This is a genomic window from Allobosea sp. RIT-PG3_2, from assembly GCF_057321085.1.
Map to the genome: position 1 here is coordinate 798245 of NZ_JBXWCA010000002.1, position 17918 is coordinate 816162.

Annotated in this window: 13 protein-coding genes; 7 read left to right on the plus strand and 6 right to left on the minus strand. The window is 61.0% G+C overall.

Going from position 1 to position 17918, the window contains the following annotated elements; all coding sequences use genetic code 11:
* Positions 1–145: 145 nt before the first annotated feature.
* From AC2FAN_RS09340 to AC2FAN_RS09360, 5 genes are all read left to right on the plus strand, one after another.
* Entirely contained in the window at positions 146–898 is a 753-nt protein-coding gene (locus AC2FAN_RS09340; RefSeq protein ID WP_485173504.1) for an ImuA family protein, read from the plus strand.
* A complete protein-coding gene (locus tag AC2FAN_RS09345; RefSeq protein WP_485173505.1) occupies positions 813–2336 on the plus strand; it encodes a Y-family DNA polymerase in 1524 nt (507 codons plus the stop codon). The genes AC2FAN_RS09340 and AC2FAN_RS09345 overlap by 86 nt, the downstream gene beginning before the upstream one ends.
* Entirely contained in the window at positions 2333–5593 is a 3261-nt protein-coding gene (locus AC2FAN_RS09350; protein WP_485173506.1) for an error-prone DNA polymerase, read from the plus strand. Before AC2FAN_RS09345 ends, AC2FAN_RS09350 begins: the two co-directional genes overlap by 4 nt.
* 99 nt (positions 5594–5692) lie before the next feature.
* Positions 5693–6505: a DNA-binding protein gene (locus AC2FAN_RS09355; protein ID WP_485173507.1), complete on the plus strand. Its 813-nt coding sequence runs from the start codon at positions 5693–5695 to the stop codon at positions 6503–6505.
* A gap of 167 nt (positions 6506–6672) precedes the next feature.
* Positions 6673–7419: a 3'-5' exonuclease gene (locus tag AC2FAN_RS09360; RefSeq protein ID WP_485173508.1), complete on the plus strand. Its 747-nt coding sequence runs from the start codon at positions 6673–6675 to the stop codon at positions 7417–7419.
* Positions 7420–7582: 163 nt separating this feature from the next.
* On the opposite strand, the gene AC2FAN_RS09365 is transcribed toward AC2FAN_RS09360, so the two are convergent.
* From AC2FAN_RS09365 to AC2FAN_RS09390, 6 genes are all read right to left on the minus strand, one after another.
* Positions 7583–8614, minus strand: coding sequence for an AMP-binding protein (locus AC2FAN_RS09365; protein WP_485173509.1), 1032 nt, complete (start codon positions 8612–8614; stop codon positions 7583–7585).
* Between the two features lie 644 nt (positions 8615–9258).
* Positions 9259–9864 carry a hypothetical protein gene (locus AC2FAN_RS09370; protein ID WP_485173510.1) on the minus strand — a complete coding sequence of 202 codons (606 nt, stop codon included), beginning with the start codon at positions 9862–9864 and terminating at the stop codon, positions 9259–9261.
* A 12-nt stretch (positions 9865–9876) separates the two neighbouring features.
* A complete protein-coding gene (locus tag AC2FAN_RS09375) occupies positions 9877–11292 on the minus strand; it encodes a UvrD-helicase domain-containing protein (RefSeq protein ID WP_485173511.1) in 1416 nt (471 codons plus the stop codon).
* Positions 11285–12997, minus strand: a complete 1713-nt coding sequence (locus tag AC2FAN_RS09380; RefSeq protein ID WP_485173512.1) for an ATP-dependent nuclease — start codon at positions 12995–12997, stop codon at positions 11285–11287. Before AC2FAN_RS09380 ends, AC2FAN_RS09375 begins: the two co-directional genes overlap by 8 nt.
* Before the next feature lie 14 nt (positions 12998–13011).
* A complete protein-coding gene (locus AC2FAN_RS09385) occupies positions 13012–14730 on the minus strand; it encodes a DUF4236 domain-containing protein (RefSeq protein ID WP_485173513.1) in 1719 nt (572 codons plus the stop codon).
* A gap of 46 nt (positions 14731–14776) precedes the next feature.
* Positions 14777–15670, minus strand: a complete 894-nt coding sequence (locus AC2FAN_RS09390) for a hypothetical protein (RefSeq protein WP_485173514.1) — start codon at positions 15668–15670, stop codon at positions 14777–14779.
* A 254-nt stretch (positions 15671–15924) separates the two neighbouring features.
* Here AC2FAN_RS09390 and AC2FAN_RS09395 point away from each other — a divergent pair, with 254 nt between their 5' ends.
* Both AC2FAN_RS09395 and AC2FAN_RS09400 read left to right on the plus strand, forming a co-directional pair.
* Positions 15925–16410 (plus strand): TIR domain-containing protein, encoded by a 486-nt coding sequence (locus AC2FAN_RS09395; protein ID WP_485173515.1) that lies wholly within the window; start codon positions 15925–15927, stop codon positions 16408–16410.
* Positions 16410–17837, plus strand: coding sequence for an SIR2 family protein (locus tag AC2FAN_RS09400; RefSeq protein WP_485173516.1), 1428 nt, complete (start codon positions 16410–16412; stop codon positions 17835–17837). The genes AC2FAN_RS09395 and AC2FAN_RS09400 overlap by 1 nt, the downstream gene beginning before the upstream one ends.
* Positions 17838–17918: the final 81 nt, after the last annotated feature.

Below are 17918 nucleotides of genomic sequence, written 5' to 3' on the forward strand. Positions count from 1 at the left end.
TGGTTCTCCTGCTCGGAGGCGGAGGTTGTGCCTCGCCAACCTTCCACCTCGCCGCTGTGTTCCCGCCAGATATCGGGCTTGACTCTTAAGCTCTCACTGAGAACATAAGAGGAACATAAAGCATCGTTCTAGCAGGTAAAGCCAGTTGCGGCCACAGCCGGTATTTCAGTCGCTCCGCGACCAGATCGAGCGGATCGAGGGTAGAAGCGCCCGCGGTCGGACGGTCTTGCCGTTCGGAATCGCGACGGTCGATTCACGCTTGCCTGGTGGAGGCCTCGCGCTAGGAGCTCTGCATGAGGTCGCGGGTGGCGGCAACGGCGCGATTGACGGTGCCGCAGCGGCTTTGTTCAGTGCCGGGGTTGCCGCCAGGAGTCGTGGCAAAGTGCTCTGGTGCCTCACCCAAGCCGATCTGTTCGCGCCGGCAATGGCGCAGGCGGGGTTGATCGCTGATCGCGTGATCTATGTCGAGGCCGGCGATGACAAGACGGTGCTCGCCTGCATGGAAGAGGGCCTGCGCCATGGTGGGCTTGGCTCTGTCGTTGGCGAGGTCGCCCGCCTCTCGATGACCGCCTCCCGGCGCCTTCAGCTGGCGGCCGAAGGTACCGGCTCTATCGGCATCGCGTTACGACGATGGCGACGCGAAGTCGACGCCTCTGATTTTGGTCAACCCACGGCAGCGATGACCCGATGGCGGGTCTCGGTTCTTCCATCGACAGCGCTGCCGGTGCCGGGGGTAGGGCGGTCGCGTTGGCTGGTCGAACTGATCAGGGCCCGGGCGGGCGAAAGCGCGGATTTCGAATTGGAGGCATGCGATGACACGGGTCGTCTCGGTCTTCCTCCCGAACTGGTCGATCGATCGGTTCCGGCGGATGGCTGGCGACGCGGCGCCTCCGCCTGAGGTCCCGCTCGTCCTCATCGCTCGCGACGGAAGCAGGAGGCTAGTGCAGGCGGCGAACGCCGCTGCACTGGCAGCCGGGCTTCGCGTCGGCATGCCGGCCACGAAGGCACAGGCGCTCGTGCCTGGCCTGTTGCTTCAGGAAGCGGATCTCGCTGCGGACACTTTGGAGTTGGAACGGCTGGCGATCTGGCTGCACCAGCGCGTCGCCCCGATCGTCGCGCCAGATCCGCCCGATGGCATCGTCATCGACACGACCGGTGCCGACCATCTCCATGGCGGTGAGGCCGACATGCTGAATGCCATCGTCGGCCGCCTGGCAATGTCCGGCGTCGAGGCCAGGGCCGCAATTGCCGATAGCTGGGGCGCCGCCCATGCACTCGCCCGATACGTGTCTCAGTCGACTGTTGTTGCGACGGCTGGGCATCAGGCGCAGCCGCTAATACCGCTGCCGCTGGAATGCTTGCGACTGCCCGCCAAGATATCGAACGACCTGCGCGTTCTGGGCTTCGAGACAGCCGGCGACATCCTCGGCCAACCGCGCTCGCCGCTCACGCTGCGCTTTGGGCCGGAGATCGGCCGCCGGTTGGCTCAGGCGCTCGGGGAGGTCGCCGAGCCCATCGTCGCTATCCGCCCGCCTGACCTCATCGAAGTTCGCCGCGCTTTTGCCGAGCCGATCGGTGCGCCGGAGACAATCGCTCGCTACATCGGCAAATTGGTCGCTCAGCTCTGCGATCGGCTCGAGGCGCGCGGTCTTGGCGCTCGGCGCCTCGATCTCGTCTGCCATCGCGTCGACCGCGGACTTCAGACAGTCCGGGTTGGGCTCGCCAAGCCTGTTTGTGATGTGAAGCGACTAACCCGGCTCCTTTGCGAGAAGATCGAGGCGATCGAGCCTGGCTTCGGCATCGAGATCATGACGCTGGCAGCGACCTTGGCTGAGCCCCTCGAACGAAAGCAGGCGGTCAGTTCCCTGGTGGAGGAAACCAGCGCGGACGTCTCCGGCCTCATCGACATCCTCGCCAACCGCGTCGGTGAGCGGGCGGTCTATCGCATGGCACCGGTTGCCAGCGATGTACCCGAGCGCTCTGTGCGCCGTGTCGCGGCGCTGACTGAGGAGACCGGAGCGGTTTGGCCAAGCCACTGGCCGCGCCCTGCCAGGCTGCTACCGAGACCGGAACCGGTCGAGACCATGGCGCTGCTGCCGGACCATCCACCGGCCTGGTTCAGCTGGCGCGGGATCCGCCGCCGGGTCCGGCGCGCAGATGGCCCAGAGCGTGTGTTCGGTGAGTGGTGGAAGCGCGAGGCGGAGATGGTCGCCGTGCGCGACTACTTCCGGATCGAGGATGATGCCGGCGAGCGCTACTGGCTCTATCGCGCAGGCGATGGCGAGGACGTCGCCACGGGCTCGCATCGCTGGTTCCTGCATGGCGTGTTCGGATGACCGCGCGCTACGCCGAGCTTCAGGTCACCAGCCATTTCAGCTTCCTGCGCGGCGCCTCCTCGGCCGACGAGCTGTTCGCCCAGGCGGCGCTGCTCGGCATCGAGGCGCTCGCTGTCGCAGACCGGAACTCGCTCGCTGGCATCGTCCGCGCCCACGAGGCGGCGAAGGCTACCGGTGTCAGGCTGATCGTCGGCTGCCGGCTCGATCTCACTGACGGCATGTCACTGCTGGTTTATCCGACCAACCGACCTGCCTACTCGCGCCTTTGCCGATTACTCTCGATCGGCAAGAAGCGCGGCGGAAAGGGCCGCTGCCACCTCGAATGGGCGGACGTCGTCGCCCACGGCGATGGTTTGATCGCGGTGCTCGTGCCGGATCTGGCCGACGAAGACTGCGCCTTTCGCATGCGACGGCTTCGGGAAGGATTTGGCGATCGCGCCTATCTCGCCCTGTCGTTGCGGCGCCGGCCGAATGACCATCTCCGCCTGTATGAGCTATCGAACCTCGCGACCCGGATGCGTGTGCCCACGGTCGTGACGAACGATGTCCTCTTCCACGAGCCATCGCGGCGGATCCTGCAGGACGTCGTCACCTGCATCCGTCACAACGTCACGATCGACGCCCTCGGAGACCGACGTGAGCGCCATGCCGACCGCTATCTGAAGCCGCCGGAGGAAATGCACCGGCTCTTCGCGCGCTACCCTGAAGCCCTGGCCCGAACGCGGCAGATCGCCGACCGTTGCCGCTTCTCACTCGATGAGCTGGCCTATCAGTACCCGGAGGAGCGCGATGATCCCGCGCTGACGCCGCAGGAGACTCTGGCAAGGCTGACCTGGGAAGGCGCCGCGCAGCGGTACCCCGAAGGTCTGTCCGAAAGCGTCCGAGCGAGCCTGAACCACGAGCTGTCGTTGATCGAGAAGCTCGGCTACGCGCCGTACTTCCTGACGGTGAACGCGATCGTCCGCTTCGCTCGCTCGCGCGAGATCCTCTGCCAAGGTCGCGGCTCGGCGGCGAACTCGGCAGTCTGCTTCGTGCTCGGCATTACCTCGATCGACCCCGGCCGCAACGACCTGCTGTTCGAGCGCTTCGTTTCCGAGGAACGCCGCGAGCCGCCCGATATCGATGTCGACTTCGAGCACGAGCGGCGTGAGATCGTCATGCAGTGGGTGTTCGACACCTATGGCCGCGATCACGCGGCTCTGTGCTCGACCGTCATTCGCTACCGGACGAAGGGAGCCTTACGCGATGTCGGCAAGGCGTTGGGTCTGCCCGAGGATCTCATCGGCACATTATCGTCACAGGTCTGGGCCTGGTCGGAGGAGGGCGTCGAGAAGCGGCACGTCGAGGAACTGAACCTCAACCTGGGTGACCGCCGACTGCGCCTGGCCCTCGATCTCGCCCGGCAGCTTCATGGCACTCCGCGGCACCTCTCGCAGCATCCCGGCGGCTTCGTCCTCACCCATGACCGCCTCGACGACCTGGTCCCAATTGAGCCGGCAGCGATGGCAGATCGTCAGGTCATCGAATGGGACAAGGACGATATCGACGCGCTGAAGTTCATGAAGGTCGATGTCCTCGCCCTGGGCATGCTGACTTGCATGAAGCGAGGTCTGGACATGCTCGCGGACCATAAGGGTATCGCGCTCGACCTGGCTTCGATCCCGCCGGAAGATCCTCGGACCTATGCGATGATCCGCAAGGCCGACACGCTCGGCACATTCCAGATTGAGAGCCGCGCGCAGATGTCGATGCTGCCCCGGCTCAAGCCCCGCACCTACTATGATCTCGTTGTGCAGGTCGCGATTGTGCGGCCCGGCCCGATCCAGGGCGACATGGTCCATCCCTATCTCCGCCGGCGTGAGGGCCGCGAGCCTGTCCACTACCCCAAGCCCGAGCTGGAGAAGGTTCTGGGCAAGACTTTGGGCGTGCCGCTCTTCCAGGAGCAGGCGATGCGCGTCGCGATCGAATGCGCCGGCTTCACGCCCGGCGAAGCCGATATGCTGCGGAAGAGCATGGCGACCTTCAAGTTCACCGGCGGCGTGTCGAAGTTCAAGGAGAAGCTCGTCGCCGGCATGGTGGCCAACGGTTACGAGGCCGAGTTCGCCGAGCAGACCTTCCGACAGCTCGAAGGCTTCGGCTCCTACGGCTTCCCTGAAAGCCACGCGGCCTCCTTCGCTCTGATCGCCTACGCCTCAGCCTGGCTAAAGTGCTGGCACCCGGACGTATTCTGCGCCGCGCTCCTGAACAGCCAGCCCATGGGCTTCTACGCGCCGGCGCAGATCGTGCGCGATGCCCGCGACCACGGTGTGGAGGTTCTACCTGTCTGCGCCAACGCCTCCCGCTGGGACTGCACGTTAGAGAAGACCGGCGACGAGACGCGGTTTGCCGTTCGCTTGGGGCTCAGGATGGTCAAGGGGCTCGCCAACGCTCATGCTGCCGCGATCATCACGGCCCGCGCCCGCCTGCCGTTCGAGTCGATCGAGGACCTCTGGCGCCGGGCTCGCGTGCCGGCGGCAGCATTGGCGCAGATCGCCGAGGCTGACGGGTTCAGGCCTAGCCTTGGGCTGGCGCGGCGCGAGGCAATTTGGGCGATCCGGGTTCTGCGAGACGAACCTCTACCTCTGTTCGCGGCGGCGACGGATCGGAGCGCCGTGGAGACGCCTGAGCCTGGGGTTTTGCTCAGACCGATGGCCGCCGGCGGCGACGTGGTCGAAGACTATCGCCACGTGGGGCTGTCGCTTCGCGATCATCCTGTTTCGTTTCTGCGCCAGGACCTACGCCGCAGGGGCATCGTCAGCTGCCAGGCCGCAATGGATACGCGCGATGGACGCTGGCGCGAAGCCGCCGGCATCGTGCTGGTGAGGCAGCGGCCGGGCTCGGCGAAAGGCGTGATGTTCATCACCCTCGAGGACGAGAGCGGTATCGCCAACCTTGTGGTCTGGCCGAAGGTGTTCGAGCGCTTTCGCCGGACAATCCTGTCGGCCGGGATGATCGCCGTGCGCGGGCGCATTCAGCGTGAGGGAGAGGTCGTGCACCTGGTGGCACAGAGGCTCACGGACCTATCTTCCGACCTCGCCGGCGTCGGCAAACGCGATCAGCCATTCCCGCTTCCTCACGGACGCGGTGACGAGTTTCATCATGGCTCGCCGACGCCTGATCCGCGCGAGCTGCCGCCGAAAGGAATGCGGACGCGCGACATCTACGTACCGGATCTGCACATCGACGCGATCAAGGTGAAGACTCGGGACTTCCGATAAAACGTCGACGTTCTCGGGAAAGGATGCGGAAACTCTATTATTCGGCACGTACAGCCCTTGGGCTCTGGTCAACCTTGCCTTCACCGGTGCTTCGCCAGGATGAGTCTGCTGGAGGTGCCTATGCCTACGAGAGAAGAAGTCTACGAAGTTGCCGACCAAATCAGGGATAGCGCTAAGCGCGTCTCAGTCCGAAGCGTGCAGAAGATGCTTGTGAACGGCGGCTCTTACCGATCGATTGGCGAGCACCTGGCATCTTGGAAGGCCGAGCGATCCTACCAGCACACTCTGGAGAGCGCCGGTCTCCCTGAAGCTCTTCAACGTCAGTTGGCTGCGTTGGGTAAGGTTCTCTGGGAGCAATCCATGCAGGAGGCTACAGCTCGGTTCGCGGCCGATCGTGCGCGTATCGAAGTCATCCGGGCCGGCGAAGAGCAGTTGCGTGACGAAGGCCTCACGCTCGCCGATTTGGCGGAAGCGCGTATAGCCGCCGCCGAACGCCGAGCCGAGCAGCTTGCGTGTGAGCTCGCGGTCGCTCGTCAGCAAATTAAGGGACTCACGCGCAAGCGAAAGATTCTTAGCGCAACCGGGCCCGGTGCTGCCGCAATCCGACGAAATGAGCGCAAATCCTCAGGGGAGACGTGGGACGAGTTGATGGTTCAAATCCACGCCTGGATGGAGCGGATGGCAAACTCGGGGAAGGGAGATGGCAAATATCACCCTGCAGAGCTTTTGGCAGCGCTGCCCAAGAAATTGGTCGATGAGGCTGTCAAACGAGGCGAGACAATGGATGCGATAACTCTTTCGAGCCGGATGACCACTCGGGCGAAGCACAAGAAGTTCTTTGTCCGAGAGGGGGAAACGGGGGCGTTTGCGTTACTGCCAGGGTATCGGCCGGCAGCAACGGGTAACAGGTAACGTTTCCCGTTACCTTCCGCGCGTTTCAAATATGTAGCGCGACCGAGAGTGCGCGCATCGACACAATCAGGGTGCGAGCGCGGGATTTTGGTGGGCCCCACCTGCCGGTTTGGGGATCGCAAGGCTCCTGCCTTGTATGGACCAGCGGAAATGCTGATCTCTCACTCATGCTCAATAATCGCGTTCGGGTCATCGACCTTGAGACGGCCGGCGAGGGCCCACACGACGTCTGTGAAATCGGTTGGCAGGACGTCTCGCTAAGGGGTGATGGACACTGGGAGGTCACGGAGGAACGCGGTGCGTTTCTCGTCAATCCGGGTCGAGCCATCTCCGCCGATACGATGGCGGTGCACCATATTCGGGATGAGGATGTTGCTGGCGCGCCGTACTGGAAGGAGATAGCGCCGTCCATCCTGAAGCCAGAGGGCGGAGTATTGGCTTTGGCGGCGCACCGAGCGGCGTTCGAACAGCGATACTGCCGACCGCGGCTGAGCGCGGGTGCTCAATGGATCTGCACCTGGAAATGCGCCTTGCGCCTGTGGCCGGAGCTGCCCCGGTTCTCAAACCAGATGCTTCGGTATCAACGGAAGCCGACGGGGCTAGTACACGAGCTTGGCTTGCCCGCTCATCGCGCGATGCCCGATGCGTACGTGAGCGCGCACCATCTCCGCGACATGTTGAATGAGGCTTCGATCAATCAGCTGATTGCCTGGAGTGCGGGGCCAGGCTTGTTGCCCCGCGTGCCGACGGGGCCTGATCGCGGTAAGGGATGGGATCAAGTGAGCGCGACATCGTTGTCCGAACTCGCCGCCAGTCGGGATCTCGATGTTCGATTCAGCGCTCAAACTGAGCTCAATCGGCGGAACGGCGGGAAGGAAGTCGACCGAGAGCCGGCACAGGCACGCTTGCTGTAAAACTCCCCTGCACCGTCCTCTACGCTTCAACGCCACGGAGCGCCATAGCCTGAATATCGCCCCGATCACAGAAGCGACCGGTGATGACGCCGCCGCCGCCCGGTCGCACTGCCGGGCAAGCTATCTGGTCGTGCTCAGTTGCCGAGTGGCGCAGGACGGATCCTTATACGCTCACCACCGCCCCGCTGCTGGAAAGAGCCACCTTGGCAGACATCATTGCGGCTGACGGCTGATCGACATCGCGAAGTTTCGACATGCTCATGTGATGCTCGTTTAGGCCACGGCACTGACGGATAGCGTGGCCAGTGCGATCCTTCCATTCCCGAAGCATCCCAGCCGGCAACGGCTCTGCCCCGGAGAGAAAGAGGCGCATGTGCTTCGTAGCTTCCTTGTTGAGGCGGGCATCCTGGAGGAGCTGGTCATAGCGGGCGGGCCCGCCGATCATGCTCGTCACCCGCGGCAGATACCTAAAGAACCAGTCCTTCCCGTGATCAGGTAGCAGGATCATCTTGGCGCCCGCGAGCAAGGTCGCGTTCGTAGCGGCGAGAAGGTCGTCAGTGTGCAGGTTCGGCAGGGCATGGAGCAGCACGTCACCCTTTGTGAAGCTCCATTGATCTACCAGCGCCAGCCCGTCGGACCACAGTTTGGCGTGGCTCACCCTCTCACCCTTGAAGCTCCCGGTCGTGCAGGAGCTATAGAGGATCGCGGCGATATCATCGGACGCACGCTCAACGTCCGCAAAGCGTGGCATTGCAAGGAGCAGCTTGTCGAAAAACCTGGTGGTGCCCCGGTGCCAAGGTTGCCACACACCCAGTGTTTGTAGCTTGGCGCCAGCCATTTTCGCGAAGGGCTTGACTGCATCCTTCCTGCGAGGATCGCAGACGAATATACGGGGCTTGGAATCGCTCAGACAGTGAGCGATTTCAGCCCCGTTGTAGGCGTTATCCAGCGGCACGAAGATCGCGCCGGCTCGTATGATGCCCAGATAGAGCTTCATGGCCTCCACGCTCTTTTCTACTTGCACCGCGACGCGGTCCCCCGGCTTCACGCCAAGCGAGACCAGTACGTTCGCAGCGCGCGCGGAACCTGCGAGAATCGCGTGATATGACCAGCTTCGTTCGTAATCAGCTGTGACAAAATGGGTATCCAGCTCAGCTACGCGCGAGCTGATTAGATCGAAGAGATGATTGCCCATAATTTTGGGTCCTTACGGTCGTGCTCGTGGTCGCGAAGTCGTAGCGGTTGCTAGATCCGCGCAGACCCACGCTGAAAATTCGCCGCCACCATTCATTCGCTCCAGCCAGATGCCATTGCATCCGTCGCTAGAAACGAGGAACATCGCACTCCAATAAGCCGTCGCGCGCTAAGAATAAAAGAGGCGACTAGCTGCAACATTTCCGCGTAGCTGAAGCAAAATTTAGCAGTAACATAAAATTGAGCCGACCCGCAGGGGATGGTATTGATCTATATGGGGACGGCGCACTGCGAATAAGTCGCCAAGAGTCAAACTTCTTCGAAAATGTAGACGTGAGCGTCCGCCCTATCGTTAAACAGAGAGTGCCGGAGTCTTGCTTTCGGTGAATGGAAAGCCGGAGCGCTATAAGCGCTCAAAGGTGAATTCCGGCCGCATTCGCTCCGAACAATTGCGCGCCGGAACACAATTCGAATTGCACGAAGGGGAAATATCTGCCGCAGCTAGAGGGTGTCAGAAATGTGCCAAACTAATGAAACATGACCTTCGTGGGGCCGCGGCGGCGATCAGAGCGGCGGCCTCTGGCTTCTGTCAGGACCAGGCAGCTCCGGCCCTAGCCGAGAGACTGAATTCAAAGGAGCCAGTTCTCACGGGAAGACGCGGTGCCTCGGGACGTCAAACATGAGCTCCCGATCGAACGCGGATGAGGGACTCACATACTCGGAAATCTCCGAGAGTTCCTCTAGCAATTCCCCTTCACGGACCATGTCCTCAGGCTCCTGGTCGGCGCCAAGATCCATGGTTGTAAACTCGATGAAAATGTCGACATCGCCAACGAACGGCTCGTCGCGCAGCAAGCTTCCGAATAGGTCGATGGCCTTCACCTTCACGCGAGCGTTCGCAACTGCATTTGTATCCGCTGCCCAAGCCAGCACGCTGGCTAGGATCTTTTCGGCTTCGGCCCGAGCGATTTTGGGCCGATCGGTGTATTGTGAAAGCGCCATACCCTTGGAAGTGGGCGACAATCTCTCTGGTACGAGCCAACCTTCTGAGATCAATTTCTTTTGGATCTGGAGAGCGTCGACCTGCGAGACAGCCAGCTCTGCTCCGATAATTTCTACGGTCATACGCCGGGGCAGCGGTACCCTCAGGCCGTGGACGTCCTGATAGTCGGGCTCGCTGTCGAGAAATGCGACGAACAGGTCACGCATCATTAGCGGGTCCATCCCCGCGACCTTTTCCGGCAGGTCCATACGATTTTCGCCTCATCGCAGGTTTAGAAGTTGATGGGGTGAGCAGACGACCAGCTGCTTCGCGCCCCGGGTCATGGCAACATAGAGATGCCGTCGGTCCATAGGGGCAGGGTTTAGAATCACGGCGACGTCCGCCTCCAACCCCTTTAGAAGCAGAGTGCTGCCAACAGTCCGCTTTGCAAGCGGCCGCCCGACTAGACGCGATCGCTCACGGATTGCGGCTGCCGCAGCGGCGGGAGTCATACCTTGCTGCCCGCGGCATGCCTTCAGCATGTCATAGCCGCCTCGCAAGATGGCAGGCCTGTGAGCTCTAACGCCGGGCTGCGAATTGATTTTCTCCAGGAAGTCCGCCGCTCCCGCATACGAAGGGTTATCCGCGAAATCGAGTGCAGCCCGCTCAATCTCTGTCGCTGCTGCGCGCGCGCGACCCGCTTGGAGAATGCGGAGACGCTCGATAAGTGCTGTTGCGCCGACGTTCGTCATAACGCTCCCTGCAAACCGAACGACGTGGTCGGCGATACCCGGAGACTGCAGGTCGAAATCCTCCCCAAACGAGATCAAATCCCGCATATCTACGTTCTCGACCACGACTCCAAATGGGATCTGGCTGGCGAAGTCTCGCTGAGCGGACGGATTGGTAGAATCAGCCAAAACGAGTACGCGAGAGTCTGGAGAAGGAAGCGCTATCGATCCGGCGCGTATACGATCTCGGTGGTCATTTTTGCCATCCAATCGCACCCATCGAACGTTGGGCGGTGCATTTCCAAGATCAATCGGGCCACCACTTATCAAAGTCTGCCGGACTTCGAGCAGCCAGCGCCCGAACCTCTCTTCGCCGGCGTTGATCCACCGATACGGTGTGCCCAATTCGCCAGCGGTCGGGAACGTAGCTTTCACCTGCGCCTCCCAATCTGCCACGGGTCCAGCGAAGTTGAAAATCGCCTGCAATGGATCCCCCAAAACGCAGGTACGAAGCGCGGTGCTCGCGTGAACAATGATCTCGTGCTGAGCGACAGAGCAATCTTGGTATTCGTCGACGATTAGCTGATCATATGTCGCTGCGAGAACATCGTGAATGTGTCCGGCAGCCAGCAAGCCGGTCGCCGCTGCTCGGATAGCTGGATAATCGCTTCGCGCGTTGGACATCGAGAGGATTGCCGGATCATGGCCGCTGCGCTGAGGAAATGAGCTCAGCAATTTCATAGCCCAGCCGTCGATCGTGGCCAGCCGATAGGATGAGGAGGGAACTCTCTCACGATCCAGGCGCCCGCGAAGAGCGGCAACGCCTGCATTCGTATGCGTCAGAACCAGAATGGGCTTGGGCGCGCGATGCTTGGCGAGCGCAACAGCAATGAGGTGCGTCTTTCCGCAACCCGCGGGCGCAGTGACGGAACCTCTGTCGATCGAGAGAAGGTCGATCTCAGGCACCTTCAAACATCCAGTTGTACAGAGCTGTCACCGTTGCCTGGAATTGCTCGTCGGCGCTTTCCCAATCTGGAAAAACCAATTCGCGCGCAATGCCTTCCATCCGTGTCACCGACTTAAACCAAGGCTCCCGTTTTGACCGGGATGCAGCGCCGAGTGTGCGGCGTAGACCGGCATCTAGCGTTTGTGCGCTGGTGCATTGGTTCAGCGTGTGCTGTCCATTCGAAGCGGAGCGAATATGCTCGTTGACCGTGTCGGCATCGAGAAGAGCCACAGCGCGTTGGAGAAGTTTACCCGCAACTTCGCTTGAAAGGCCCATGAAGAGCTCGTCTTCCAGTGCACACCCTGCGCGCCATTTGAAAACGGCGCCGCCCACCCTTTTAAACGCTTCCTCGTCAGCAGCATCGGGCTGGACGTCGTCATCTCGCAATACGGCTACACGATAGCCCAACGACTGGAATGCGCGGGCGCGAGCGTAGATTTGGCTGACGCCTTTCGCATCCACCAGAGCTACGCCGTTTGCCGTGAGCGTTTTGACCTTCTCGTCGCCGAGAAACAAATCCAGGCCTCGGAGAAGGCCGGCTTCGCTCGCGCCCTCACAGACTATCACTGTGGGGGCGAGGAAGGCCTCAGGATAAAGTCGCATCGTACCTTGGACGCCTTCATCGGATCCCACGACCGCGATCGAGTGCTCCTTTTCGAGTTTGCGAACGACATGGAGTTGGTCGCCACGCAACTCGCGGAGCGTGATCGGCGAATGTGTGGTGATGAATGCTTGGATAGGCGGTTGCTCCTCCTTCGCGCCAATAGAGCCGAGCAGACGCAGGATCCGGTGTGGTTCCAAGCCATGTTCGAGCTCATCGATCAGAAGAATACTCGACTGGGCTGACGCCCGACGTTGAAGACCAGCCAGCAAAAGGCGCGTCGATCCGGTCCCAAGAGCGCGCAAGGGCACTCCGTCTGCGCTGTGAAGCGCGATCGTCCCCCCCGAGAATGAGACCGAGTGGGCATCCAGCGTCGCCTTGATGCCGTCGCTTAGGGAAATGCCCAGCTCCTTCGCTGTCTCTTCAACAACACGAAGCGTCCCTCCCAGCTGGCTGTCGGCAACATCTCCAAATACGGAACGAGCTGTGCGCGCAGCCTCTGCCAAGGCCGCCGTCATATCGGGGCGTTCGTCGGACAACCGGTTCAGGATGGATCCGCGGCGCCAGGCCAAATTGTGATCAGCGAGGGCCCCAACCCTCGTCGGAGCAATTCGAGCACGGTCGGACCACGTCAAGAACCGCGATTGACCAGCCCCCTCCGCTCGTTCCGAAAACAACGTCCAAACCGGGTCCAGGTCGCCCTGTACGGTCAATCGCACACTGAGGACGGTTTCAGATTGTGCCTCCGGCTCGTCCTCCACGATTCCCTTCGCGGTGAATCCGCGCAGATAGCTTCCATATGCCTCTAGGCTTTTGAGGGAATCATCAAGCTCGCCCACCGTTACCGTGATGGTGATGGGTTTCGATACGTCGAGAAGGTGAAAATCGGCGTCTGTGAACTGCAGAACGCGACGAGCCCCGATGCAGTAATCGATCGCATCCAGAATCGACGACTTGCCCGCGTCTCCAGGGCCGATCAGACAATTTATCCCCAGGGAGGGGTTCCAACGCAATTTCTGCACGCAACGGAAGTTATCAATCTCAACGCGTCGAATTCGAGCCATCGCCTTCCCCCCAACTAGGGCTGCTGCAATAGGCTGGCGTGCGTCCAACCCCAAGCAGCAGTGTCGCCAATTTTGATCCAGCCGCCGCGCTTCTCGAAGACGCTGACGGTGGTTCCAGTCGGCACGACCTTCACCGACGCAGCGGTTCGATCAGGCCCATTTCGGACGTTCGCGGTCTGCTTGACGACCATCTTCTCGATTGCGCTCGGTGCTGCTGCAGGAAGAGCGGGCGCTGAGACTGTTATGGGCGCAGACGCCCCTGCTGACGGGATTGGAGCGACCTGAGCCGGCGCGGAGATAGACGATGAACTGGTGCTCGGCCGTTCGGCGCTTATTATCGACACAGCCGGCGTCGACGAGATCACGGCCATGGGAGCAGAAGTCAGCTTCGGCCGCATAAGGTTGGAGACGGGCGCATATGCAATCAGTCCGGCAAGCAACGCCGGGATCGCAATCACTTCGTAGGCGCCCAGCACCTTCGGCAAGGCGGGTAGCAATGCATCGGGATCCTTTTGGAGCCCCTCGCTCGTAGCCGCTGGCTCGACGACCGAATTCGAAGCCTTCGCCTGCCGTCGAAGTGCGCCCTGAAAGCTGGTAATCGCATTCCCGAAAGCCAGTGCTGAACCGCAATGGCTGGCATTATATGCTTCTTCAACCCCATTCCTCGTCCTGAACCTGATCTCGCCGTAGAGAGCGATCGGGATCTGGAAATTCTCTGAAAATCGGCGGTCGGGCGATCCGTCCTTGTTCGACTTGTGCCAGGCGTGCCCAACGATCTCAGCATCGGGTGGGACCGTTTCACGCTCGATGAAGCGGCATCCGTATGTTTCGACCGTGAGATCACGCAGGTCGATGAGGGCGTAATCGCTGCTCGCCTTGTCCCTAATGAGCATGAAGCCCGGAAAGAGGTCTAGATCGCCGCCGTTGGCGTTCTCAAAACGGTGCCCGCCGCCAGACGTGGCCACGATGCCATCGACGACTTCCCTCAGCCCGACAGGCGTCCGCGTGACAGTCTCGTGTGCGGCGGAACGGGTGCGGAAACGGTCGACAGCTACCGAGGATGTGACGTCCCAGAATTTCGCGGTCTGGGAGAGCCGGTCGAACGTCTTCCTCACTTCCGCCCATGCCGACCAGGTCTGGGCGTCGAGATCGATTTCCACCTTGATCTCTGTCGCGATGATGGCCGCGGCGACCTTCAAGGCTTCGTCTTCCGCCTCTTCGAAAGCAGCGCGCGCAGCGGGGATCGAGGATTTCATCACAACGCGAAGCGGCAACTGTTCGCGGCGTCGGAGTTTCCGCCAGGCGCGACGTCGATCGGCAATCGCCTCGGTCATGTCCGACTGGAGCAAGGCCTTCTGGTGCGCTGCATCGTTGATCAGCTTTTTCAGTCCCTCGAGGTCAGGACTGGTCAAACTCGCCACCTCGGCGCTCTTGATCTCCCCGACCAGGGGTCCTTGTTGCGGCTCAGCGGCGGGGCGGATCTGCTCGGGTGAGGCTGGCGGTTCCAGATAGATTTCAGCGGGTGTCGACGCGGGTTTGGCGCGGCGCGGCGAACTCAAACTCTGAGTGTAAGAGATGCCGGTTCCCGGTAGGCCGACGGTCAGGCGACTGCCGCGCGGACCGATGTTGACCATGGCACCCGGCACGCCGGCGCTCACGCTGACGCCGCTAAGGCTGAAGTTCACCCTGACGCCGGGGAAAAGCCGAACGGAACGCCGAAACCTAAATCCCATGAAGCGTCCTTTCCGCTGTCACGATCAGGCTGACGCGGCTGCTGGGTTAGAGGGTAGGAGAGCTTCTGGAGCTCTCGGCTGGCTTTGCAGGCGTCTGCTGTTCTTTCAGGTTCTTCCCGATCAGATCGCCGCGTGACCGGATGACGTAAGCCGTGACGACGTCACGAACACGGTCCTCCGCGATCTTTCGGACCAATGTTCGATCTGATGGCCCACCGGATTCATTCTCAACAAGCTCGGTGGTGACCTTCACGAGCGCATCGATATCGTTCTGGCAGAAGATCATCGCCGCCTTAGCGACGACCTCCGCCCTCTCGTCGGTCAGGAGCATGGTCGCACCTTCCTTGCCGATGCAGGCGAGCGTCTTCGTGCGAATAAGGTCTCGTGTCTTTTCCAGGAGTTCAGTCCGTTCGACGCGAGCCACCTTGGCGCGTGTCTCGGCTTCAATCCGCTGCGCTTCGGCGTGCGCGGCAGCGGCCTCCCGCTCGGCCTTTTCCTTTTGCAGCCTGGCTTGCCGTTCCGCGCGCTCCCGCTCTTCATTGGCCTGCCGCTCGGCCGTCCTGCGCTCAGCATCTGCCCGGGAAGATGCGATCTGACTGGCCAGGCGCACGCGCACGGCTCTCTCCAGATCCGTCAGATACGCACCGGTGTAGAATGCTTGACCGCCGAAGCCGTAGATTGCGTCGTGGGTCGATATCATCACCGAGATCGACTGAGCGCAGATCGATACGGCCCGGTTGATGAGCGGCTGGAAGCTATCATAGGCGACAGCTCCGTCGAAGCCATCGTCGCGGCGGACGACGGCGGCTACGCAATCGGTCGCTGCTCGAACATAGGGAACGTGCTGCTTTCGCTTTTGTGCTTCTGATTGCGCCGGTGTTTGCGCCACAGCCGGCAAAGCCGATGCCACCAACGCGGCGAGCACAAGAAACGTACGCATAGTCCTTCCCCCAGAGCGTGTGTGTTTTACCAATCCTTAACCGCAAGTCGAGTCGGACATCGCGCTTCGGTTAAGATCTAGGAATGGCCTCGATTGCACGCTGTCACTTGCCGCGAGCGTGCGGTTCGGATCGGTCTCAGCTCTCCGGAGGCTCACCGATGAAATCTTGTGGTTACGACAACTTGCGGTGTTGCCGACACGAGTAGCGCTGCGTAATGGCTTGATGACTGCCGATATTTGTCCGGGGGGACGAGATGGGACGCCGGGTGTTCTTTAGCTTCCATTTTGCCAACGATCATTGGCGCGCTGCTCAAGTACGCAGCATGGGTGCGGTGGAAGGAACGGCCGAACTCAGCGATAATGACTGGGAGGCCGTCAAGAAGAAGGGCGATGGCGCAATTTCCCAATGGATCGATGATCAGATGAAGGGAACTAGCTGCACGATCGTGCTGGTCGGATCCCAAACTGCCGGACGAAAGTGGATTGATTACGAGATTAAGCGCGCTTGGGAACTCAAAAAGGGCCTTTTTGGCATCCGGATTCACAATCTTCTGAATTCGTCGAGCAAGACTGATTTTGCTGGGAATAATCCCTTCGCCTCTTGGAACGTTTCCGGGCAATCGTTGGCGAACTTGATCAACCTTTACAGTCCCTCCGGCGCTGATAGCAAAGCCGTCTATAAATCGATTTCCGAGAATATCGATAACTGGGTTGAGAGCGCGATCAAGGCGCGTGCCTGATGTCTGCGGCCAGGAAGCGCTTCCTGAAAGAGTTTCCAGAAGCGCTGCTCGATGACAACGCAGCCGCCTTCATCGGAGCGGGAGTGTCCATTGGAGCCGGATATCCTTCCTGGCGCGACTTGCTCCATGATATCGGCGAAGAGCTGGGCGTTGATGCCGGAGATGTGCACGATCTCGCGGCACTTGCTCAATGGAGTATTGGTACGACAGCCGGACGAACCCGGGTAAATCAAGTCCTCCGCCAAAAGATCGCTCCGAGGCACCCTGTGCCCATGGCACTTCAGGTCCTCTCGCGTCTTCCGATCAGGGACATTTGGACGACCAACTATGACAGCCTTATCGAGCGAGCTTTTGACGATATCGCTCGGCCAATAGAGCTGATCTCGGCTGAGGCCGACTTAGCGGTCAAGGTTCGACCCGGAGCTGCTCGCCTCTACAAGATGCACGGCTCGATTGATCGTCTGGATGACATCGTTCTATCCACCGACGACTATGAGCTATATCGGCGGCGGCGGGGTGGATTCCTGCCGCTCCTCCAAGCCCATCTTACGAGCAGCACCCTTCTCTTCCTCGGTTTAAGTTTTACCGACCCGAATTTGCGCCACGTACTTGGCTCGATCAAAGACCGCTTTAGAGAATCTCCTCCCGAGCATTTTGCGATCGTGCGGCCGCCGCAGGAGAATGAATTTCCCAACAAACCGACTTTCGAGGGGCGTGCCCGACAGCACGCATTGTGGGCTGCGGATTTGAAGCGCTACGGGCTTCAAGTCGTCGAGATCGACCACTATGACGAAGTTGACGACCTGCTTCATCAAATTGAACGCCGTGTGGCAGCTAAGCGCATCTGGATCAGCGGCAGCTGGCCGTTGGAGATTGACCAAGCCGGATTACAGCGTGCTTCGAAGGTATCTGAAGCAGTCGGCGAAGAGCTAGGCAAGGCTGGCTACATGCTTGTGACCGGAGGCGGCTTGACCGTGGGCTCCGGAGCAATCGCGGGTTTTTTGGGCGCTCTCCAGCGCTCAGGCGGCTGGGATCTTCAGCGAAGGTTGATCGCGCGACCATTCCCACAGCCGCTCGGAGATGCAGAGCCCAATCGGGAGCACTGGACCGCTCTTCGCCTTGAAATGGCGCGGCTGTCTGGAGCCGTAGTGATTATTGGCGGAGCGAAGGTCCAGCGCGGAGGCTTGTCCATCGCAGAAGGTGTCCGTGAGGAGTTTAAGGTTGCTGCTGAAGCTGGCGCGCTGATCATCCCAGTCGGGTCGACCGGGGGTGCCGCCGAGGCGATCGCGTCGGAATGCCTTGCGGGCAAACATGACGAACATGATTTGCCATCCAAATCCGATCTCAAGGCTTTGATGGATCCTAATCTCGATCCACAAAGGATTGGCTCGATCATCCGAGAAGTCCTTCGAAAGCACCGACCTTAGCGCGCATGCAACCGAAATGGATGGTAGCGGCGATCTCCCGATTATCCACTCTCCTACTTCTTCAACGACCGTCTGACCGGG